Annotated in this window: 22 protein-coding genes; 11 read left to right on the forward strand and 11 right to left on the reverse strand. The window is 69.9% G+C overall.

Annotated elements, in window-relative coordinates:
- The first annotated feature begins 58 nt into the window (after nt 1-58).
- From AB0B28_RS15855 to AB0B28_RS15865, 3 genes are all read left to right on the forward strand, one after another.
- Entirely contained in the window at nt 59-622 is a 564-nt protein-coding gene (locus AB0B28_RS15855) for a DUF664 domain-containing protein (protein ID WP_360121379.1), read from the forward strand.
- 265 nt (nt 623-887) lie between these two features.
- Complete coding sequence (locus tag AB0B28_RS15860; protein ID WP_360121381.1) at nt 888-1910, forward strand: endonuclease/exonuclease/phosphatase family protein; 1023 nt, start codon at nt 888-890, stop codon at nt 1908-1910.
- A gap of 83 nt (nt 1911-1993) precedes the next feature.
- A complete protein-coding gene (locus AB0B28_RS15865; protein ID WP_360121383.1) occupies nt 1994-2557 on the forward strand; it encodes a dihydrofolate reductase family protein in 564 nt (187 codons plus the stop codon).
- Between the two features lie 241 nt (nt 2558-2798).
- Here AB0B28_RS15865 and AB0B28_RS15870 read toward each other — a convergent pair whose 3' ends face one another.
- The 3 genes from AB0B28_RS15870 to AB0B28_RS15880 form a co-directional block, all read right to left on the reverse strand.
- Nucleotides 2799-3344, reverse strand: coding sequence for a GNAT family N-acetyltransferase (locus AB0B28_RS15870; RefSeq protein WP_360121385.1), 546 nt, complete (start codon nt 3342-3344; stop codon nt 2799-2801).
- A gap of 87 nt (nt 3345-3431) precedes the next feature.
- Nucleotides 3432-4406 (reverse strand): LD-carboxypeptidase, encoded by a 975-nt coding sequence (locus tag AB0B28_RS15875; RefSeq protein WP_360121387.1) that lies wholly within the window; start codon nt 4404-4406, stop codon nt 3432-3434.
- Between the two features lie 82 nt (nt 4407-4488).
- On the reverse strand, nt 4489-5535 hold the full coding sequence (locus tag AB0B28_RS15880; protein ID WP_360121389.1) for a hypothetical protein: 1047 nt from the start codon (nt 5533-5535) through the stop codon (nt 4489-4491).
- Nucleotides 5536-5730: 195 nt separating this feature from the next.
- Between AB0B28_RS15880 and AB0B28_RS15885 the strand changes: the two genes are divergently transcribed.
- From AB0B28_RS15885 to AB0B28_RS15900, 4 genes are all read left to right on the forward strand, one after another.
- Nucleotides 5731-7893 (forward strand): GH92 family glycosyl hydrolase, encoded by a 2163-nt coding sequence (locus AB0B28_RS15885; RefSeq protein WP_360121469.1) that lies wholly within the window; start codon nt 5731-5733, stop codon nt 7891-7893.
- Nucleotides 7893-9167, forward strand: coding sequence for a glycosyltransferase (locus AB0B28_RS15890; RefSeq protein WP_360121471.1), 1275 nt, complete (start codon nt 7893-7895; stop codon nt 9165-9167). The genes AB0B28_RS15885 and AB0B28_RS15890 overlap by 1 nt, the downstream gene beginning before the upstream one ends.
- A gap of 399 nt (nt 9168-9566) precedes the next feature.
- Nucleotides 9567-10088, forward strand: a complete 522-nt coding sequence (locus AB0B28_RS15895) for a SigE family RNA polymerase sigma factor (RefSeq protein WP_360121473.1) — start codon at nt 9567-9569, stop codon at nt 10086-10088.
- A complete protein-coding gene (locus AB0B28_RS15900; protein ID WP_360121391.1) occupies nt 10085-10852 on the forward strand; it encodes a hypothetical protein in 768 nt (255 codons plus the stop codon). Before AB0B28_RS15895 ends, AB0B28_RS15900 begins: the two co-directional genes overlap by 4 nt.
- On the opposite strand, the gene AB0B28_RS15905 is transcribed toward AB0B28_RS15900, so the two are convergent.
- Entirely contained in the window at nt 10853-11581 is a 729-nt protein-coding gene (locus AB0B28_RS15905) for a PIG-L deacetylase family protein (protein WP_360121393.1), read from the reverse strand. It abuts the gene before it with no gap.
- A gap of 18 nt (nt 11582-11599) precedes the next feature.
- Nucleotides 11600-12064: a rhodanese-like domain-containing protein gene (locus tag AB0B28_RS15910; RefSeq protein ID WP_360121395.1), complete on the reverse strand. Its 465-nt coding sequence runs from the start codon at nt 12062-12064 to the stop codon at nt 11600-11602.
- A 129-nt stretch (nt 12065-12193) separates the two neighbouring features.
- Between AB0B28_RS15910 and AB0B28_RS15915 the strand changes: the two genes are divergently transcribed.
- The 4 genes from AB0B28_RS15915 to AB0B28_RS15930 all read left to right on the forward strand — a co-directional run bounded on the left by AB0B28_RS15915 (nt 12194) and on the right by AB0B28_RS15930 (nt 15584).
- Nucleotides 12194-13030 (forward strand): aldo/keto reductase, encoded by an 837-nt coding sequence (locus AB0B28_RS15915; protein ID WP_360121397.1) that lies wholly within the window; start codon nt 12194-12196, stop codon nt 13028-13030.
- Nucleotides 13031-13095: 65 nt separating this feature from the next.
- A complete protein-coding gene (locus AB0B28_RS15920; protein WP_360121399.1) occupies nt 13096-14391 on the forward strand; it encodes an MFS transporter in 1296 nt (431 codons plus the stop codon).
- 3 nt (nt 14392-14394) lie between these two features.
- Entirely contained in the window at nt 14395-14631 is a 237-nt protein-coding gene (locus tag AB0B28_RS15925) for a hypothetical protein (protein WP_360121401.1), read from the forward strand.
- Nucleotides 14628-15584, forward strand: coding sequence for a serine hydrolase domain-containing protein (locus AB0B28_RS15930; protein WP_360121403.1), 957 nt, complete (start codon nt 14628-14630; stop codon nt 15582-15584). The genes AB0B28_RS15925 and AB0B28_RS15930 overlap by 4 nt, the downstream gene beginning before the upstream one ends.
- On the opposite strand, the gene AB0B28_RS15935 is transcribed toward AB0B28_RS15930, so the two are convergent.
- The 6 genes from AB0B28_RS15935 to AB0B28_RS15960 form a co-directional block, all read right to left on the reverse strand.
- A complete protein-coding gene (locus AB0B28_RS15935) occupies nt 15581-15787 on the reverse strand; it encodes a helix-turn-helix transcriptional regulator (protein WP_360121405.1) in 207 nt (68 codons plus the stop codon). The two genes, AB0B28_RS15930 and AB0B28_RS15935, sit on opposite strands and share 4 nt — an antisense overlap.
- Nucleotides 15787-16278, reverse strand: coding sequence for a DUF2975 domain-containing protein (locus tag AB0B28_RS15940; RefSeq protein WP_360121407.1), 492 nt, complete (start codon nt 16276-16278; stop codon nt 15787-15789). Before AB0B28_RS15940 ends, AB0B28_RS15935 begins: the two co-directional genes overlap by 1 nt.
- A 67-nt stretch (nt 16279-16345) precedes the next feature.
- Nucleotides 16346-17221: a sigma-70 family RNA polymerase sigma factor gene (locus AB0B28_RS15945; RefSeq protein WP_360121409.1), complete on the reverse strand. Its 876-nt coding sequence runs from the start codon at nt 17219-17221 to the stop codon at nt 16346-16348.
- 80 nt (nt 17222-17301) lie between these two features.
- Nucleotides 17302-17775 (reverse strand): hypothetical protein, encoded by a 474-nt coding sequence (locus tag AB0B28_RS15950; RefSeq protein WP_360121411.1) that lies wholly within the window; start codon nt 17773-17775, stop codon nt 17302-17304.
- Nucleotides 17772-18584, reverse strand: coding sequence for a hypothetical protein (locus tag AB0B28_RS15955; RefSeq protein ID WP_360121413.1), 813 nt, complete (start codon nt 18582-18584; stop codon nt 17772-17774). The genes AB0B28_RS15950 and AB0B28_RS15955 overlap by 4 nt, the downstream gene beginning before the upstream one ends.
- 11 nt (nt 18585-18595) lie before the next feature.
- Nucleotides 18596-19003, reverse strand: coding sequence for a hypothetical protein (locus tag AB0B28_RS15960; protein WP_360121415.1), 408 nt, complete (start codon nt 19001-19003; stop codon nt 18596-18598).
- Between the last annotated feature and the right edge of the window lie 461 nt (nt 19004-19464).

Genomic DNA, 19464 nt, shown 5'->3' on the forward strand with positions numbered 1-19464 from the left:
CCTCGCGCTCCTCACGCGAATCCCCGCCGTTGTCGGAGGGTGCCTCTACGGTGAGGGCATGAACGACGATTTCTGGTGGGAGCCCCCGATCGCGGGCACCGAGACCGAGCACCTGCTCGGCGCGCTGGACCGGCTGCGGACCACGTTCCGCTGGAAGGCCGACGGCCTGGACGAGGCCGGTTTGGCCGTCAAGATCGGCGCGTCGGACCTGACGCTCGGCGGCCTCCTCAAACACCTCGCGGCCTGCGAGGACTTCATGTTCACCGCGAAGATGCGCGGCGTCCTCCCCGGAGAGCCGTGGGACTCCCTCGGCTGGAAACCCTTGGAGGACTGGGACTTCACCTTCGACACCACCGCCCACACCGCCGCTGAGCTGTATGAACTCTGGGACGGCGCAGTAGACCGAAGCCGAACCCGCCTCGCTGAAGCCCTGGCCGACGGCGGCCTCGACCAACCCGTCCACCTCGAATTCCCCGGCGAGGGCCACCTGAGCCTCCGCCGCCTCGTATTCGACCTGGTAGAGGAATACGGCCGCCACACCGGCCACGCCGACCTCCTCCGAGAAGCAGTAGACGGCCGAGTCGGTGAGGACCCACCCGCAGGCTGGCACCCAGTGAGCTGACCCCAACTCCCGTGCGAGTGCCGCTCGCTTCGTGGTGATGTCACACCTTCGCGCGATCATTGATTCGGGGGCAGTCGAGTTTCGACACGCCCGACCGCAGGGGCCGACCCCCGCGCCCGGGCGTGTCGGTCCGCAAGCGCCCCCAGTTCAAATGATCGCGCGAGCCACCGACAATCCCCGGCGCGAAGCACCGGGCGCTCGGTTCTGCGGGCACGGCCGCCCGCCGCCCGTTGTGGGTTGACGTGGGACCGTAAGCTTCCGGTCCATGAGCGAGCCCGACACCCAAGCGCCAGACGAAGTCGAGGTGCCGCCGCGCAGGCCTTGGTACCGGGCGCGTTGGGTTCGAGGGTTGTCGTGGGTCGCCACCGCCGGGGTGCTCTTCTATACCGCCGTGCGGGTCTTCGGGTTCGAGACCGGGTGGGTTCTGGTCACGACCGTCGCGTTCGTGCCGTACTTCGCGATCGCCGCACTCCTGGGCGCGGGACTCCAAGCGGCCGTTCGGCATTGGGTCGCCGCGATCACCACTGGGGTGGCCGTGGCCGCGCTCGCCGTGGTGCTCGTGCCGCGCCTCGCCGCGAACGAGCAGCCGAGTGCGGACGGTCCCGAGCTCACCGTCATGTCCGTCAACCTCTATGTGGGCCAAACGGACCTGGAAAAGGTCGTCGGCATGGTCGAGGAGCACCGGCCCGACCTGCTCAGCGTCCAGGAGCTCACCCCTGGCGCGGCCGAGGGGCTGCGTGAGCTCGGCTTGGAGGCGCTGCTGCCGCATACCGTGCTCGAACCCGAGGAGCTCGCCGTCGGCACCGGCCTGTACTCGGCGCATCCGATCGAGGTCATCGACTCGGTCGGCAGGAACGGGATCTTCTACCAGATCGGCGTCGAGGTCGACCTCGGCGGCGAATCGGTGCGCTTCATGGCCGTCCACACCGCCGCACCCGCCTCGCCCGAGCGCATCCCGTTGTGGGAGCAGGACTTCGAGGAGCTCCCGCGCCCCGACGGCGGCGTCCCGTGGATCCTCGCCGGGGACTTCAACGCCACCCTCGACCACCGCAACCTGCGCGAGTTGCTCGACGCGGGCTACGTCGACGCCGCCGAGCAGACCGGCGACGGCCTGCGCCCCACATGGCGGCCCACCGAGGGCGGCTACCTGCGCGGCCTCCTCAAACCCCCGGCCGTGACCCTCGACCACGTGCTCGCCGAATCCGGCATCGCGGTCCTGGACTGGCAGGTCCTGGACAAGACCGGCAGCGACCACGCCCCGATCCTGGCCCGACTACGCCTGCCCTGAACCGCATTTCGCGAACGCGATGAATCCGCGCCCGGTGGCTCGTCATAGTTGGTACAAGCAACGGACATCGAAAGGTCGCCAACATGCGCAAGCTCATCATCACCGCGTTCGTCTCCCTCGACGGCGTCATGGAGGCCCCCGGCGGCGAGGCCGGCTACCGCAACACCGGCTGGACCTTCAAGGACATCGAGTTCCTGCCCGAGGCATACGCGATGAAGACCACCGAGCAGGACGAGGCGGGCGCGCTGCTCATCGGCCGCCGCTCCTACGAGGCCTTCGCGCCGGTGTGGCCGAGCATGGTCGAGGAGTTCGCCGGGTACAACGCGATGCCGCGCTACGTCGTCTCGACCACCCTCAAGGAACAGGACGACCGCTGGCCCGCCACGATCCTCCGCTCCCTCGACGAGGTTGCCGCGCTCAAGGAGACCGAAGGCGGCCCGATCATCGTCCACGGCAGCGCCGAACTCGGCCACAGTCTCGCCGACGCCGGTCTCGTCGACCGCTACCACCTGATGGTCTTCCCCAAGCTCCTCGGCGCGGGCAAGCGCCTGTTCTCCGAGGCCGACAAGGACGCCACCCAGCTCGCCCTCGTCGACCACGAGTTCTACGCCAACGGCATCCAAAAGCAGGTCTGGGACGTCAAGTAACAACCCCGCCCGGCCTGGCCACAACGCCGCAGCCGCCCTGTTCGAAAAACCGCTGTCGCACCCCCGTGTCAGGGTAATAACCGGGGGCCCACGCGAACGGCTCCATAAGAACTGCCGCGCGCCCAAAAACCGGCCCTCGGCGCTGTTCGAAACAGCGCTGTCGGACCCCCATGTCAGGGTAATTGCCGGGGGCGCTGTTTTTGAATCCTATAGGATATATCCTATAGGGATCAGGTGAGCCTCAGCTCCAGCGTTCGGGGACCCGCTGCCTCGGCAGCGACAGCCGTTCGGTCGGGTAGGTCTTGCCGCGCAGCTCGATACTGCTGCGGTCCTCGTCGGGCACGAATCCGTAGCGGTCGTAGAACTTCCGGCCCGTTTCGTTGCCGATCAGCTCCCACACCCGGATCGGCAGCATGTCCCGCTCGGTGAGCCACTGATGCGCTTCGCGCATCAGCGCGAACCCCGTGCCCCGCCCCCAATGGTCGGGATGCACGTAGATCGACCACACCTCGCCCGGCACCCCCGGCCCGACCGCGTCCTCCTCGACCTCGGCCCGCGCCCACCCGACCGAGGCGAACCCGATCACGTTGGGCCCCTTTTCGGCCACGAACGTATGCGCGTACTCGCGCCTGCGCGCCAGGTTGCGAACGAACTGCTCAGAGGCCACCTCGGGCAGGGCGTCCAGCACATCCTCGCTGATGATGCCGCGGTACGCGGCGCGCCAGGACGCGTTGCGCACCTGCACGATCTCGTCTGCGTCCGCGGGGCCGCCGGTTCGGATCCTCATGTCTACCAACCGTGCCCGAAGGTCCACAAGAAAGCAACCGGTTAGGAGCCGGTAATTGCGTCGGCAACCCGCGCGTGCAGAAAGTGTCTAGGCGACGGGCGACTCAAGGAGCCGCAGCTCGCGGGCCCCGGCGTCCACCGAGGCCAGCGCCCCGATGGGCATCGGAAGATTCGGTCCGGTATGTCCGAAGTCGACTCCCCCGAGGATCGGGAAGTCGCCCTCGCCCACGACGTCGAGCACGACCTCGCGCACCGAGACGGGCCCCAGCGGCGGCTCGATCCCCTCGAACGCGCACGGGATGCCCACCACCATCCCCGCGATCCGGTCGAACACGCCCTGCATCCGCAGCACATGCAGCTGGTTCCACACGTGGCCGGTGCTGCGGGCCACGTCCTCCCAGAAGAACACCGCGCCGTCCCAAGCCTCCGGCGGCAGCGCGTACGGGCTGGCCTGGACGTCCATCAGCCGGCCGAGCAGGCCCCCGACGAGCCGCCCGCTCGCCCGGCCCTCCCGCCAGGTCTCCCAAGGCTGCTCGGCAGGCAGCGCGACCTCGGCCACCGCCCCCGTGAGCAGCCCGAACAGCAGGTCGCGGACCTCGTTGTGGCGCTCGGCCGAAGCGCCCCAGAACTCCCCGCTGAGCCCGGGCACCAGGTCGGCGTGGAAGCCCACCAGCCCGGTCTGGGAGTGCATCGCCAGGTGCAGGCCGGTGATGTCGCTGAACCCCAAGAGCGGCTTGGGGTCTCGCCGGATCGCGTCGTAGTCGATCCGGTCGAGGAACCCGGTGACGCCGTTCCCGCCCTCGAACGGGATGATCGCCCGCACCTGCGGGTCGGCCAGCAGCGCGTTGAGCTCGGCGGCCTGCACCTCGGGCCGGGCGGCGTTCCACAGGTGGTGTCCGCCTGCCTCGACCAGCGGCGAGAGCCGCGTCTTGAAGCCCAAGCCTTCGATGAGGGCAACCGCCGCGTCGAGTTCGTGGCGCCGTTCGGGCAGCACGGGCCCGGACGGGGCGCAGATCGCCACGGTGTCGCCGGGCTGGAGTCGCTTGGGACGCAGCGGTTCCATGTTCTGCCTCCTGAGGGCGGGGATCGGGGCCGCGACCAGCCTACGACTGGAGCGGCCCCGATGCAATGCCTGAGTGCAAGCGTTATCGCAGCGGCACCGCGGGCTCCCACGGGTCGAGTGCATCGTGGCTGCCGTCCAGCACCGGCCGCGCCCGCCGGGCCCTGCGGATCGCCAACGCGCACCCGGCCAGCGCGATGAGGATCGACCCGGCGTAGCCCGCCAGGCTCGCCGCGTCGGGCGCGATGAACGACTGGCCCCGCACGGCCTGCCAAGCGGCCGTGGCGAACACGCCGAGGTAGCCGAGCGCGGTCCAGCGCACGATCGCGGCCCGGACCCGCTCGTCGCGCAGCCAGGCCCGGCGGGCCGCGACGAAGCCGAGGAGCATCGCCAGGCCGATGAGCACCTGGATGCCGTGCAGGCCGATGAAGTGCGAGACGCGCATGTCGCCGCCGGTGGTGGACCAGCCGGTGAGGAACATGCCGTTCCCGTCGAGGTCGCCCACGCCGTGCCCGGCGTTGAGCGGCACCTCGTTCCCATTGGCGTCCAAGGCGGTCCGCTTCCCTTGGCCGCCCACGGTGACGATGAAGAACGCCGCGAACATGCCGAGCGTCGACAGCAGCAGGCCCCAGCGGATCACGGCCGTGACGGCCTTGTCGCCGATGCGCTGGAACAGCACCAGCACCGCGATCGCCGCGTTGGCCAGGAACATGACCGGCACGAACTGGAACGCCAGTTGCACTACGGCGTTGAACGCGCCTTCGGACTGGTTGAAGTGGCTGAACGTCCCGGCGGCCGCCGCGGCCACGATGACGCCCACCTCGGCGGCGCTGATCACCGCGAAGATCGTGCCGAAGGCCCACCCGGTGCGCCGCAGCCGCGTCATGTGCGCGAGCAGCCACGCCAGCGAGAGGCAGTAGGCGAAGAACGAGAAGCCGAACTTGAACGCCTTGGCCCAGACGCTCTCGCCCAGGATCGTGCGGTCGTCGAAGGGGATCGCGACCAGGGACGCGAGCGCGATGATGCCGCAGGCTATCCCGAGGACGACGAGCGGCCGGTGCCAGCGCGGCCCGCCGGAGGTGAGTGCCAGGCCGGACTCGGCGGCCTTGGTGGTGAATCGGGGTGTGCTCATGTTCCCCAAGTTATGGAAGCCGCGGCCCGAATACATTGCCGTAAGCCGCCGCTTCCGTGGTGGGGCCAGCCTTACCCCGCCGCGAATCCGATAGGATATATCCTATATGATATAGGATTCCCGGCGGCGAGGGAAAGTCCGCACCTTCACATCGCCGTAACGAGGCTGTGACAGCGGCGTCCTAGCCTCGGTCGCATCTTGGACAGCGTTGACCCGTTCATCGGTACCGAAGCGACCGATCTGCCCGCGGCGCAGGGGCTGGCCGCCACTTGGTGGTGGCCCAAACCCCAGGTGGGCAACACGCACCCGGGCGCGTGCCACCCGCTGGGGATGGTCTCGGCCTGCGCCTGCTCGGGGGCCTACCCGACCGGCTACGGCCGCTACGGGATCTCCACCGAGGGCGCCCCGCCCGAGCTCTTCGACGACTACCTCGCGAGCGGGTTCACGCATTTCCAGCAGTCCGGGACGGGCGCGATCCGCAAGTACTACAACTACTTCCGCGTCACGCCGATGATCGAGCCCTTGGACGCGTTGGGCACTCGCTGGCGGCTGAGGGACGAGGAGGCCTCGCCGGGGTATTACGCGGCGACGCTGGAGAACGGCATCCGCTGCGAGCTGACGGTGGGCGAGAAGACCGCCGTCCACCGCTACACCTTCCCCGCCTCGTCCTCGTCCCGCGTGGTGCTCGACTTCTCCTACGGGGGCTTGGCGATCGAGCACGGCGCGACGGTGCCGCTGCGGGCCGGGATCGAGAGCCTGGGCCAAGGCGGGGCGCGGGGCACGGTCGTCATGGAGGGTATTCCACTGTCGATCCATGTGGAGGCCGACACTCCGAATTGGAGGCAGCTGGTTTGGTACGACCGGCGCCGCGTCGACGGCGGGACCCGCCTGGACTTCGACTACATCCGACGCACCACGTTGCGGCCCTTCGGGTTGATGTTCATGGGCCCGACCCGGGCCGGGCAGACCGTGGAGCTGCGCATGGGCTTCTCGATGCGCGGCACCGAGCAGGCCCGCGAGAATCTGGAGCGGGCGCTCCCCGGCGGCGCGGGCTTCGACGTGTGCCGCAACAAGACTCGTCAGGCCTGGTCCTCCTATTTCTCCCAAGTGGAGGTCGAGGGCGGCACCCCCGAACGCCGCGAGGTGTTCGCCACGAGCCTCTACCACTCGCTGATCAAGCCGTGCTTCGCCGACGACGAGAGCCCGTTCTGGCCCTCGGACGGCCCGTTCGCCTACGACATCGCGACCATGTGGGACATGTACAAGACCCAGTTCCCGCTGCTGACGGCCCTGAACCCGAAGCGCGGCGCGGACATGCTCGAATCCCTGGTGCGCGTGGCCGAGGAGGAGGGGAACCTCCCGATCGGCTACCGCATGGCCCGCGGCTCGGACCGGTTCTTCCGCCAGGCCTCGGCGCTGGCGCACACCGTGCTCGCCGACGGGTTCCAGCTCGGTCTCGAAGGCCTCGAATGGGATTGGGCGCTCGTCCACATGCAGGACGACCTGCGGCGCGGCTACGGCGAGGAGTTCGCCGAGCGCGGCGTGGTCCACCCCGTCAGCCACACCCTCGACCTCGCGGTCGGCTACTGGTGCACCGCGATCGTGGCCCGCGGCCTGGGCGACGAGCGCCTCGCCCTCGAACTCGAATCGAAGTCCCGCGCCTGGACGAACGCGTTCGGCCCCGACGGGCTCCTGCGCGATTCGAGCTTCTACGAGGGCGGGCGCTGGAACTACTCGTTCCGGCTCCTCCACGACATGGCCTCCCGCATCGAGCTCGCCGGAGGCGACGCGGCCTTCACCGCGCTGCTGGACCGTTTCTTCGGCTACGGCCCCGAACCCGCCCGGTTCGAAGGCCTCAACAACGAACCCGACATGGAGGCCCCCTGGGCCTACCACTACGCCGGGCGGCCCGACCGCACCGCCGAGGTCGTGCACGCCGCGCTCGCCCACCGGTTCGGGACCGGCCGCGGGGGCCTTCCCGGCAACGACGACTCCGGGGCGCTGTCCTCGTGGTACGTCTGGGCCTCGCTGGGCCTGTTCCCGGTCGCGGGCCAGAACCTGTTCCTGGTCAACGCCCCCGCGTTCAAGGGCGGGCGGTTCCGCTTCGGCGGCAACGACTTCGAACTGGTCACGACCGGCCACGAGGAGTCCGGCATCGGCGCCGACGCCTCGCCTTCCGCGCAGTACGTCCAGTCGGCCCGCCTCGACGGCAGGCCCCTGGAGCACGGCTGCATCACCGGCACGCAGCTGCACGGCGGCGGACGCCTGGAGATCGAGCTCGGGCCCGCGCCATCGGCGTGGGCGACGAAGCTGCGCCCGCCGTCCGCCTCCGACCGTCCTCAGGAGTTCCCATCGTGATCGACAAGCCCAAGCGCCGCCTCGTGATCGTCGTCCGCGCCGACCCGGTCATCTGCGGCCACGCCACCGAGGCCCGCGGCCTCGCCGAAGTGGCCCTGACCCGCGGCTTCGACGACGTGCGGATCGTGACCTGGCCGATCGAAGCGCTCCAGGCCGCCGGGCTCCCGCTCAAACCCCTCGGCGAACTCCTCCCGTACTCGCCGGGCATTACCGTCGAGCGGCCCGATCCGGTCGGCGACTACCGCGTCCCCGACGGCCGCCACCTCATCGGCCTGGCCGGTCGCCTCTTCGAGCTCTTCGCCGACGGCGTCCCCACCGTGTGCATGTCGATGTACCTGACCCCGCACGCGAACGCGGTCGTCGAGGCCCTCAGGTCGGTCCGCGCCGCCGGGCTCGAATCCGACGTCACCACCATCGCCGAAGCGGTCGGCTCCGACATCACCAACGTGGTCCGCTCCTGCCTCGAACAAGGGCAGCTCGGCGCGGCCGCGACCCTGTTCACGACCTATCTCGCCAACGACCGCTGCGTGGCCGTCTCCGCCTACACCCGTGACCTCATCATCGACGCCGCCGCCCAGCTCGACCTCGCCTGCGGCACCCGCTTCGCCGACGAGATCGCCCACCGCGTCGAGGTCTCCTACCCCGCGGTCGACGCGAGCCGCTACACCGAGCTCGATCCATCCGATGTGGACACAGCGCTCGCCTCCCGCGGACTCCGGCGCGACGGCTACATACTCTTCCTCTCCCGCGTCGCCGCCGCCAAAGGCGCCGACGACCTCATCGCCGCCTACCGCGCCTCCGCCGCCAGCGCCACGTGCAAGCTCGTCATCGCCGGGAACGGCCCGGCGCTGGACCAGACCCGGGCTCTCGCCGAGGGCGACGAGCGGATCGCCTTCCTCACCGACGTCAGCGACGAGGAGAAGCCGCTGCTCATGAACGGTTGCGCCGCATACGCACTGCCCTCGAAGCCGCGCCCGGAGTTCGTGGAGACCTTCGGCATCGCCCTGGTCGAGAAGATGCTCGCCGGTGGCGGCCCGGTGATCACCACCCGGACCGGCGGCATCCCCGAAGCGGTGGGGGAGCACGCGATCGAGGTCCCGCCCGCCGACCCCGCGGCGCTCGCGGCCGCGATCGACCGCGCGCTGGCGATGAGCCCGGCCGAACGCGAGGCGAAGGCCGAGGCCGCCCGCGCCTACGCGATGCGCTTCGACCGCGCCGCGGTCTTCGACAACCTCTTCGCCCCGGTTCCGGAGAGCGTCCACGCCACCCGCTGACCAGGCATTCCACGTCAGCTGAAAAAACTTCAGAGAACCCGGCAACCTTCTGGGCCTTCGCGGCGACTGCATGTCGGTGCGGCACCCCGGCTCCGCCGCACCCACAACGTTCCACGACTGGGGAGGCGCGCATGGCCGCACCGCACGCCGCGACATGTCACGCGCGGCGGACATGCCCGCCTTCCCCCCGCGCCGCCGCTGCCAGGCGGCACCGGGATCTGGGAGAGGCCTGCCTCTCGTGGTCTCCACTCCGCTGATCCCCGAGGGGCGCGGGCACCGGGGGTGCCCGCGCTCGCGCGCTGATCGGAAGGCGAGGGCGCTATGGTCCGGCTGCTAGAATCGCCGCCACCCCGACAGCGCACCGTACCCGAAGGACCCCCGTTGGACCTCCCCGCTGAAATGGAGGAGGACGCGTTCCGCGCCTTCTTCGAGCGGCACCACGCCGAGCTGGCGCGCTTCGCGTGGCTCCTCATCGGCGAGCGGGGCGCGGCCGAGGACATCGCGGCCGACGCGATGCTCGCGGTGTGGCGGCAGTGGGACCAGGCCCGCAGGGCCCGTTCGCAGATCGCCTACGCGCGGGGGATCGTCGCCAACCTCGCCAAGTCCCGCATCCGCGCCGCGGTGCGCGAACGGCGCAGGAACATGCTGTTCTGGCAGCGGCCGGGCGAAGTCGAAGAGGGCCCCGACACCGCCGCGGTCGTCGACGTGCGGGCCGCTCTGGCCCGGCTTCCTTTGCGCCGCAGGACCTGCGTGGTGCTGCGGCATTCACTCGGGTTGTCGGAGAAGGAGACCGCCGAAGCGCTGGGGATCTCGGTGGGCACGGTCAAGAGCCTGACGTCCCGCGGCCTGGCCGACCTACGCCGCGTTCTGGGACCGCCTCCGCAAGGACCGGGGCCGACACGAAACGGGGTGCCGTCGTGAACGACGAACTGCCCGAGCGCCTCCGCTCGGCCGGAGACGACTTCTCCCCCGACCGCGACCGCATGTGGTCGCGCGTATCCGATGGGATGCGCGAGCCGCGCCAGGCCGCCGAGCGCCGCCCGCAATGGCGGATGCCGTTGGCGGCCTTGGCCGCCGGAGCAGCCGTGGTCCTCATAGGAGGCGTGGTGCTCCTCGGCCAGGCCATCGGCCTGGGCCCGGTGATCTCGCCGAGCCCCGAGCCTCCCGCGGCCGGACCCGGCACCCGGTCCGCCGAGGCCTCCGAGACGGCCACCGACCCGGGCTCCTCCGAAGCCGGCGTCCCCTCCTCGGCCGAGATCACCGAGAGCGCGACGGGCACCGAGACCGGTGAAGCGCCCGAGCAGGATCCGCGGTGGATCACTGTGGACTCAGGGATCGACTCCAACTCCAACGCGTACTGGTCCCAGGTGAACCTGGTTTTCGCGAACTCGGAGCCTTTGACGCGCTTGGACGTCGAACTGCGCGTGGCGATCGGCGACGGCATCAACTCGCTCGGCACCTGGAACACCGACAACAACCTCTTCAGTGAAGGCACCGAGTCCGAAGAGGACGGTTTCATGGTGTACCGCTGGACCCTCAAGGACGGCGCGACCCTCCCGCCGGGCTCCTACACGCTCGCCGCGCAGTTCAGCCACGACCAGGGCCCGCGCTCGGCCGATGAGGACTCCTACCGCTTCGACGCGGCCACCGAGACCGAGTCGGGCCGCGTCGAAGGCGGCATCTGATCAGAAGCTGATCAGCTCGAACGTGGTCGCGTAGGCGGTGCCGAACCGCTCCCCCGAGGCTTTCGCGAACGAGGTCAAGAACCCGCGCGCGTACGTCTCGGGGTCCTCGTCGGTGAGCGCCGAGATGTACGCCCGATGCTCCACAAGGGACGCCACTCCGGCTTCGATCGTGTCGGTCACGTCCACCGCGTGACTCGCCTCCGGCGAGGCCGCGAGCGCGACCCACCGCACCCCGCCCCACGGCTCCAGGCCCTCCTCGGCCAGTTCGGGGAAGATCCACCGGTTGCCCGCGTCGTTCGCCGCGTCCAGGACGGCCTCGCCCACGGCCCGGTGGTCGGCGCTGTTCCAGGTTCCGGGGAAGAAGTTGTCGCGCCGGTTGAGGGTGATCACCAGCTCGGGCCGGTGCCTGCGGATCGCGGCGGCCAGGTCGCGCCGCAGCCCCACTCCGCCCACGACCTGACCGTCGGGGTGGTCGAGGAACTCGACGCTGGAGACGCCCACGACCGCCGCCGAAGCGCGCTGCTCGGCGTCGCGGATCGGCGCGCACTCGGTGGGCGACATCGTGTCGATCCCGGCCTCGCCCCTGGTCACCATGAGATAGGCGACCTCGCGACCGCCCCGCGTCCACCGCGCGACGGCCGCTGCGGCGCCGTACTCCATGTCATCGGGATGCGCGACGATCGCAAGGGCCTTGGTCCAGTCTTCGGGCATCGCAAGAAGATCGCTCATCCCCACATTATGGGTCTTTCAGCAAGCGCAGGAGACCCCAGAGACCGGGACGGTGCGCGGGTCGGGTTCGCCGCGCTCGGTGCCTTCGTCGGTGGCGACCGGCAGGCCCTCGCGGATCCAGTACTCCATGCCGCCGATCATCTCCTTGACCTGGTAGCCGAGCCTCGCGAACTCGACGGCGGCGCGGTAGGCGCCGTTGCAGCCCGGGCCCCAGCAGTAGACGACGACCGGGAGCGATTTGTCGATCTCGGCGGCCGCGCGGGCCGCGATCTGGTCGGTCGGCAGGTGCACCGCGCCGGGAGCTCGGCCCTGGTCCCAGGCGGCCTGGCCGCGGGAGTCCACGAGCGTGAACCCGGGCGCGTCGGCTTCCAAGGCGGAGTGGACGTCCGCGACGTCGGTGCGGAAGGCGAGCTGCCTGGTGAAGAAGGCGAGCGCGTCCGCGGGGCTGGCGGGCGGCACGGTGAGAACGGCGTTCGTATCCATGAGCCCAACTTACATACTGGTACAAACGAATTAATGCATCGGTACAAAGATCGGCCCTGATGGGCACGCTTTCGACGAGGCGTAGCGTAGACGCCGCCGACGTTTCCCGCATCGAAGAGAGGTCCCACCATGGCACCCACCGCACCCACGGTCGCACTCGCCCACGGCGCTTCGATGCCGCTGCTCGGGCTCGGCACCTGGCCGATGGACGACGCCGAGGCCGAGCGCGTGGTCGCCGAGGCGATCGGGCTCGGCTACCGACTCGTGGACACCGCCGAGAACTACGCCAACGAACGCGGTGTCGGCAAGGGCCTCAAGGCTTCCGGGGTGGCGCGCGAGGACCTGTTCGTGACCACCAAGTTCAACCGCCAGTGGCACGGCGTCGAGCTCGCGGCCGAGGCCTGCGAAAGGAGTCTCGACCGGCTCGGCCTCGACTACCTCGATCTCTTGCTCATCCACTGGCCGAACCCCAAGCACGGCAAGTACGTCGAGGCCTGGCAGGGCCTGGCCCGCCTCCTGGACACTGGTCGCGTCAAGGCCATCGGCACCTCGAACTTCAAACCGGCCCACCTCGACCGGATCATCGAATCGACCGGCGTCGTCCCCGACGTCAACCAGATTCAGTTGAGCCCCTTCACCACCCGCTCCGAGGCCCGTGCGTACCACGCCGAGAAGGGCATCGTGACCCAATCCTGGTCCCCGATCGGCGGCCAAGGCGCCCAGGTCCGCGAACACCCTGCGGTCCTCGAACTCGCCGAGAAGTACGACCGCACCCCGGTCCAGATCATCCTCCGCTGGCACCTCGACCTCGGCCTCGCAACAGTCCCCAAATCCAGCGACCCGGAGCGCCTCGCCCAAAACCTCGCGGTCTTCGACTTCACCCTCACTCCCGAAGACCGCCAAGCGATCTCAGCACTCGACCAAGGCGAGGCGGCAGCTGCCGACTCCGACGACTTCGGCCACTGAGCCGCGCGGCTCGCTACCCTCGATCCTCGCGGCGCCTCATCGAGTCGAATCGATGAGGTGCCGCGATGCCATGTGTCGATCGGACTGGTCGAGGAGCGACGTTGGGGTATGTGCGGTTGTTGCGGCAGCGGCGGGTGCTTGTGCTTTGGGGGGCGCAGACGCTGTCGGTGTTCGGGGACCGGATGTACGCACTGGCGATCATGTGGGTGGCGTGGGAGCAGGCCGGGGCCGGGGCCATGGGGCTCGTGGCGATCGCCGAATCGCTGCCGTACATCCTCATGGGGACCTTCGGACGGCGGATCGTCGCTTGGTGCACGTCGCTAGGGGCCCTGGCGATCCTCGACGTGGCCCGCGCCGTGCTCGTCGTCGCGCTCCCGCTCGCCTGGGAGTGGCACGGCGTTCCGGGGCTGCTGGCGCTCGCGTTGCTGCTCGGATGCTGCGGTTCCCTGTTCGACCCGAACCTGCACACGCTCGTCCCCGATTTCGTCGAGCCTCGCGATGTCCAGGCCGTCGTCGGCTTGATGGACCTCTCCGGCCGGATCGCCCGCATCGCCGGTCCGGGCGCGGCCGGGGCGCTGCTGGCGGTCATCCCGATGCGAGAGTTGTTCTGGATCGACAGCGCGACCTTCATCGTCTCCGCGATCGCCCTGGTGCTCCTCGCCAGACGCGTGAATGTCAAGTCCCGCGTCCCCGTAAGCGCCGCAACGCATATCGAGCGCCCGCGCGCCTCGACGCTGCTCCGTTCCAGTCCCGACGTCGGCGTCGCGATGCTCGTCGCCGGGTTCGGCACCATCGCCGGGGCCTGCGCGCTGGCGATGCCCGCGCTGCTCGAAGGCAGTCTCGACGCGGGTGCCGGTGCGTACGGGGCGATCCTCGCGGCCACCGGAGGCGGCGCGCTCGTCGCGAACCTGATCGCGGGGAACTGGCGGCTTCCGGGGCCGCCCATGGCAATCTACTGTGGAGTATCGGCTCTGCTCGGCTTGCTCATGGCCGCCAACGCAGGAGCGTTCTCCGTGGTGTACCTGTTCGCGGTCGCGGCCCTGACCGGCATGGTCACGCCGTTCTTGCCGATCACCCTCAACACTCACCTGGCCGGTTTCCCGACTCCGGCCAGGCTCCGCTTGATCACGGTGAACTTGACGGTCGCGCGCACCACGGGCACCCTCGCGATGCTCTTCCTCCCCGCCCTCGCCGCGGCCGATCCGGCCCGCGGATTCGCCGTCAGCGGCGTTTCACTCGCGGCGATCGCACTCCTGGGCGCGCTGGCCGTGGCGTTGCTCGCCCGCCGCTCGAACCACCCTGATGAGAACGCGAAACCGTCAACTGAAGTTGACGATTCTCGGGTTGTCAACTACGGTTGACGGATGGGTGCTGATGAACTCGCCGCCATGGCGGCGGCCACCGCCGATTCCGATCCGCTTCAAGGGCTGAAGGCCCTCGCGGAGGTGCGGGCCGAGGCGGAGCGGGTTGAGGCCGTGCTGGTTCGGCGTGCCCGCAACAACGGTTCCAGCTGGGCGCAGATCGCTGCCGTTCTGGGAGTCTCGAAGCAGGCCGTGCACAAGAAGTACGCGGGCCGCGGGCTGTTGGGCGGCCGGTCGTGACCGCGTCCTGCGGCGATGAACGCCTCGCCGCGAGGCTCCGAGCGCTCCTAGGCCCCGGCATCGCCGCCGCGGCCGTCGTCGGGCCCGGAGGCGTCACTACCGCCAGTCTCGGCACCGGCCTCGAAGCCGACTTCGAGATCGGCTCGATCTCCAAGGGCCTCAGCGGACTCCTGTACGCCGAAGCGATCGCGCGAGGCGAGATCGACGCCGCGACGACGCTGGGCGAGCTGCTCCCGCTCGGCGCGGCCCCGGTCGGCCGGGTGACGCTGCGGTCGCTGACTGCGCACCGATCCGGACTGCCCTCGCTGCCCGCCTCCGCGCGACCCCTGCGACGTTCGATCGCCTTGTGGCGCAACGGCACCAACCCCTACGGCGAGAGCCTCGACCAGCTGCTCGACCAGGCGCGCGAGGTCAGGCCAGGTAAGCCGCGTCCCCGCTACTCGAACCTCGGCTTCGAGCTGCTGGGCCACAGCCTTGCCGCAGCCGCCGACACCGGTTACGCCGCGCTCCTTCAGGACCGGATCGCCACCCCGCTCGGCCTCGACTGCTACGCCCCGGCCACCCCCGCCGACCTGCGTCCCGGCGCGCTCACCGGCACGAGCAGGCGTGGCCGCCCCCGGCAGGCCTGGACCGGCGAGGCGGTCGCACCGGCGGGCGGCATCCGGGCCTCGATCACCGCCATGGCCCGCCTGACCCAGGCGCTGCTCGACGGCACCGCTCCGGGCATCCGCGCCCTCGATCCCTTGGAGCCCTTCGGCACCGGCGCCCGCATCGGCGCCGCATGGATCACCGTGCGAGTGAAAGGCCGAACCGTCACCTGGCACAACGGCGCCACCGGCGGCTTCCGGTCCTGGCTCGGGCTCGACCGCGAATCGGGAACCGGCGCCGTGATCCTCTCGGCGACCTCGGCGCCCGTCGACCGCCACGGATTCGCGCTCCTGACCCGCGCTTAGTCGGGGACGTGGCGCAGTACGTCTCCCGGTTGGCAGTCCAGGACTTGACAGATGGCGTCGAGGGTGGTGAAGCGCACCGCTTTGGCGCGGCCGTTCTTGAGGACCGCCACGTTCGCCGGTGAGATCCCGACGGCTTCGGCGAAGTCCCCCACCGACATCCCGCGTTCGGCGAGCAGGCGATCGAGGTCGACCACGATCGCCATCAGATGACCTCGGACATTTCGGACTGGAGCAACGTCGCCTTGCGGAGCAGCCCGCGCATGATCACCAGGAGCATCGCGATCACCGCGCCGGTCCCGGTGCACAGCGCCATGCTGCCGAACATGCCGATGGTGGTCATCTCGTCGACGGGGATGTCGACGAACAGCAGATGAACGGTGACTGCGAACGAGAGCCCGGTTGCCACCAGCGTCGCCCAGATGATCACGTTCACCCAGCGGAACGACCGGATGCTGAAGATCGCGTCCCGCTCGATCATCCCGAGCAGGACCCAAGCGGCCACGAGCACCACTTGGACGCAGGCGATCCCGAGAATCCCGGCGATCGTGTAGAGCAGCATCGAGACCTGGAATCCATCGTTGACGGGAATGCTGTCAGTGAAGGTCGTGGGCAGGACGACGAACTGGCCGAACAGCCCGGCGAGGAACGCCCCGGCGATCGCCATTCGCAAGAAGAGAATCATGATGGAGTGCATCTATCGATTCTCGATCGGTTTCTATCGAAAGTCAATAGATTCCGATCGAGAATCGATAGATGTCTCCTCAGGCCTCCAGGAGCGACAGCGCCCGGCCCGCGAGATGGTCGGCGTTCGTGATCCCTTCGAGGGCGGTGATCCGGTCGCCTTCGATGGTGAACACGAGCATCCGCGTCGGCAGGTCCGTCGGCGCGGCCACGATCGCGATCCGCCCGTCGACCAGCATCATCTCGCCTTCGCCGCCGAATGCGGCGAACGTGATCGCGCTGCCCGCGATCTGCGCCGCGCCGCGGAGGATCGGGCCGACCGTGCCGCCGTCGGTCCGGGCCGTGACCTCGGGATCGAGCACCGCCACCAGAGCGTCGAAGTCCCCGCCCTGAGCGGCGGCCTGGAACGCCTCGACCACCGCTCGCTGCCGCGACACATCCCGACGAGGCGTCTCGTCCGTGCCCCGGATCCGAGCCCGCGCCCGGCTGGCGAGTTTCCTTGCGGCGACCGGGGTTCGGTCGATGATCTGCGCGATCTCGTCGAACGGGACGGCGAACATGTCGTGCAGCACGAACGCGAGCCGCTCGGCCGGATCGAGCGTCTCCAGGACCACGAGCAGCGCGAGCCCGACCGAGTCGGCCATGAGCGCTTCGTTCTCCGGGTCGACCGGCGGCACCGCGTCCGGCAGCGGCGCGGGCTCGCCGTATTCGGGGATCGGCTGCTCGGCACGGATCTTGCGGCGCCGCAACTGGTCGAGGCAGACGCGTCCCACCACTGTGGTCAGCCACCCGCTCAGGTTCTCGATCGCGTCGGTGTCGCTGGCGGCCAGGCGGAACCAGGCCTCTTGCACTGCGTCCTCGGCCTCGCCCGAGGACCCGAGCATCCGAAACGCCACCGCCACGAGCCGCCCCCGGTCCGCCTCGAACCGCCGCGCCAGCCACTGGTCGTCGCTCATGTCCGCTCCCCTTCAGTCACTCATGTGACCATATGACGCACCCGAACCCGAAAACGTGACTGACGGTCAGCCCAGGTGGATCAACCGAGGAGCCAGAACATCATGAGCTGCCTGGCCCGGTCGACGACGTACCCTGGGTTCGCCGCCAGCCACGGATGGGCCCGGACCTGGTGGCGCAGGGCCGTGTAGAACGCGCTGGCGAACGCGTCGCCGAACACGTCGATGCCGGGCGACTCGACCAGGTGCGGTTCCCCGTAGAGCGACCGGACGGCCGCCTCGACCGCGAGGAGGTCCAACGACGGCTTTATGTCGTGATTGGACTGCCGGATCTCGGACATGAACGCGGCCAGCTCGTCCCGGTCGATCGCGCCCGCTCCCCGCCCCGCGCCGGGCCCGAACCGGAACTCGAGGCAGACCGCGGCCGCGGCCCGCACGTGCTCGGCGGCGGAGGTGCGGCTGTGGTCGGCGAACTGCTCGCGGAGGTCAGCGGCGGCGGTGAGGTCTCCGGTGATGAGGTAGGTGAGGTGTTCGCGTTGACGTTGCTCGGGGGTCATGCGGACTCCTCGGTTCCAGTCGCGGCTGTGATGGCTTCGCCCGCCGTGCGAAAGATCTCGGTCCTGAGTTCGTCGGCGTCCGAGAAACGTTGGGCCAGTTCGGTGTCGGTGATGGACGGGTCGATGAGTTCGTTCATCACCGCCCACATGTAGCCGGGCTGCTCGGCGAGTGGGATCTCGTTGAACCATTGGGATTCGCCGCAGACGGCGCGAACGAGCGCTTCGGCGCGGATCGCCACGAACCCGGGGGCGTTGGCAGAGGCGGTGGCGGTGTCGGTGTCGGAGACGGTGGCGAACCCGGTGATGGGAGCGGCCGCGAACCCCGGGGCGGGAGCGGTGGCGGCGGCAAGGGCAGGGCCGGGGTCAGAGTCGGAGTGGCTTGGGTTGCGGCGCTGCGGCTGGTGGCGGTGGCGGCGATGGAGGCGTTCGGTGAGGGCGGCGAGGTCGTCGGGGTCGGGGCGGTCGCCGAACTCGTCGTAGACGGCCTGGGTGAACAGGGCGATCAGGAAGACGTGGTGCGAGATGCGCTGGGCTTCTCCGATCTGGGCGGCGAGCTTGAGCGCCTCGGCGGTGTCGCCGCGGAGGCGGGCGGTGGCGTGGGCGCGGAAGAGCGCGGTGTGGGTTTCGCGGGCGGTGGGTTGTGGGTCGGCGGGGGCTGTTTGTTGTGGGGCGGCTTGTTGTTGTGGGGCAGCTTGCTGCGGAGCGGCGTTTGCGGTGTCGGGTTGGGCGTGGGTTTGGGTGTCGGGTTGGGAGTCGGTCTGGGTGACGGTATTCGGGTCGGCACTCGGGCCGGTTCGGTTGTCGCTCATGGTGTTGGGTCCTATCCTTCGCAGGTGCGGTGGGCGGCGGTCCAGGCGGCGAGCGCTTCGCGTTTGATGCGAGCGGCGCGGCCGGGGTGGCTGGCCCAGTCGAGGTGGTCGAGTTCGGTGATGTGGAGGTCGATGCGGGAGGTGCCTTGGGCGGAGTCGGGTTCGGAGTCGAGTTCGGGTCTGAGGCCGGTGAGGAATCCGACGACCGGCGGCACGTGCCCGGGCGCGAGGATCCACAGCCGTGGGATCTGGGTAATGACTCCGAAGTGGAGTGTTCGGTCGCTGATCTCGGTTTCGCCGATGACGGTGACCGAGGACGGGTCGACTCCGGTAAACGAGCGGACTGGTAGTGGGATCTCCTTGAGCGCCTTGGCGTATCGAGCGCGGGCGCGGTGTGGTGCAGAGCGGCCTAGGCCCATGCGGCACCGCCGGTCAGATGGGTAGATTCGACGCGGGCTCGCTGCGCGCCGCGTAGTGCCTGCGCGAAGCGGGTGCGGGTGCGGGTGCGTGCGCGTGCGGGGGCGCGTGCGGGGGCGCGTGCGGGGGCGCGGTGTGGTGCGAACCGGGCTAGATCCATGCGGCACCGCCGATGGGACGGGTGGTTTCGACGCGGGTCCGCTGCGCGCCGCGCAGGGCTTGAGTGAAGCGAGCGCGGGCGCGTGCGGGGGCGCGGTGTGGTGCGAACCGGGCTAGATCCATGCGGCACCGCCGATGGGACGGGTGGATTCGATGCGGGCGCGCTGCGCGCCGCGCAGCGCTTGAGTGAAGCGAGCGCGTGTGCAGGCGCGAGCGCGGGCGCCTGCGGAGGCGCGGTGTGGTGCGGTGCGGCTTCGGCCCATGCCGCACCGCTGATGGGACCTGCGGTTTCGACGCGGGCGCG

Source organism: Glycomyces sp. NPDC046736 (genome assembly GCF_040645615.1).
GTDB lineage: Bacteria > Actinomycetota > Actinomycetes > Mycobacteriales > Micromonosporaceae > Glycomyces.

What these genes read in the sequence shown, in the direction of transcription:
- AB0B28_RS15855 (WP_360121379.1), top strand. Translation starts at nt 59, where the DNA reads ATGAACGACGATTTCTGGTGGGAGCCCCCGATCGCGGGCACCGAGACC.
- AB0B28_RS15860 (WP_360121381.1), top strand. Translation starts at nt 888, where the DNA reads ATGAGCGAGCCCGACACCCAAGCGCCAGACGAAGTCGAGGTGCCGCCG.
- AB0B28_RS15865 (WP_360121383.1), top strand. Translation starts at nt 1,994, where the DNA reads ATGCGCAAGCTCATCATCACCGCGTTCGTCTCCCTCGACGGCGTCATG.
- AB0B28_RS15870 (WP_360121385.1), bottom strand. Translation starts at nt 3,344, where the DNA reads ATGAGGATCCGAACCGGCGGCCCCGCGGACGCAGACGAGATCGTGCAG.
- AB0B28_RS15875 (WP_360121387.1), bottom strand. Translation starts at nt 4,406, where the DNA reads ATGGAACCGCTGCGTCCCAAGCGACTCCAGCCCGGCGACACCGTGGCG.
- AB0B28_RS15880 (WP_360121389.1), bottom strand. Translation starts at nt 5,535, where the DNA reads ATGAGCACACCCCGATTCACCACCAAGGCCGCCGAGTCCGGCCTGGCA.
- AB0B28_RS15895 (WP_360121473.1), top strand. Translation starts at nt 9,567, where the DNA reads ATGGAGGAGGACGCGTTCCGCGCCTTCTTCGAGCGGCACCACGCCGAG.
- AB0B28_RS15905 (WP_360121393.1), bottom strand. Translation starts at nt 11,581, where the DNA reads ATGAGCGATCTTCTTGCGATGCCCGAAGACTGGACCAAGGCCCTTGCG.
- AB0B28_RS15910 (WP_360121395.1), bottom strand. Translation starts at nt 12,064, where the DNA reads ATGGATACGAACGCCGTTCTCACCGTGCCGCCCGCCAGCCCCGCGGAC.
- AB0B28_RS15915 (WP_360121397.1), top strand. Translation starts at nt 12,194, where the DNA reads ATGGCACCCACCGCACCCACGGTCGCACTCGCCCACGGCGCTTCGATG.
- AB0B28_RS15920 (WP_360121399.1), top strand. Translation starts at nt 13,096, where the DNA reads ATGCCATGTGTCGATCGGACTGGTCGAGGAGCGACGTTGGGGTATGTG.
- AB0B28_RS15925 (WP_360121401.1), top strand. Translation starts at nt 14,395, where the DNA reads ATGGGTGCTGATGAACTCGCCGCCATGGCGGCGGCCACCGCCGATTCC.
- AB0B28_RS15935 (WP_360121405.1), bottom strand. Translation starts at nt 15,787, where the DNA reads ATGGCGATCGTGGTCGACCTCGATCGCCTGCTCGCCGAACGCGGGATG.
- AB0B28_RS15940 (WP_360121407.1), bottom strand. Translation starts at nt 16,278, where the DNA reads ATGCACTCCATCATGATTCTCTTCTTGCGAATGGCGATCGCCGGGGCG.
- AB0B28_RS15945 (WP_360121409.1), bottom strand. Translation starts at nt 17,221, where the DNA reads ATGAGCGACGACCAGTGGCTGGCGCGGCGGTTCGAGGCGGACCGGGGG.
- AB0B28_RS15950 (WP_360121411.1), bottom strand. Translation starts at nt 17,775, where the DNA reads ATGACCCCCGAGCAACGTCAACGCGAACACCTCACCTACCTCATCACC.
- AB0B28_RS15955 (WP_360121413.1), bottom strand. Translation starts at nt 18,584, where the DNA reads ATGAGCGACAACCGAACCGGCCCGAGTGCCGACCCGAATACCGTCACC.
- AB0B28_RS15960 (WP_360121415.1), bottom strand. Translation starts at nt 19,003, where the DNA reads ATGGGCCTAGGCCGCTCTGCACCACACCGCGCCCGCGCTCGATACGCC.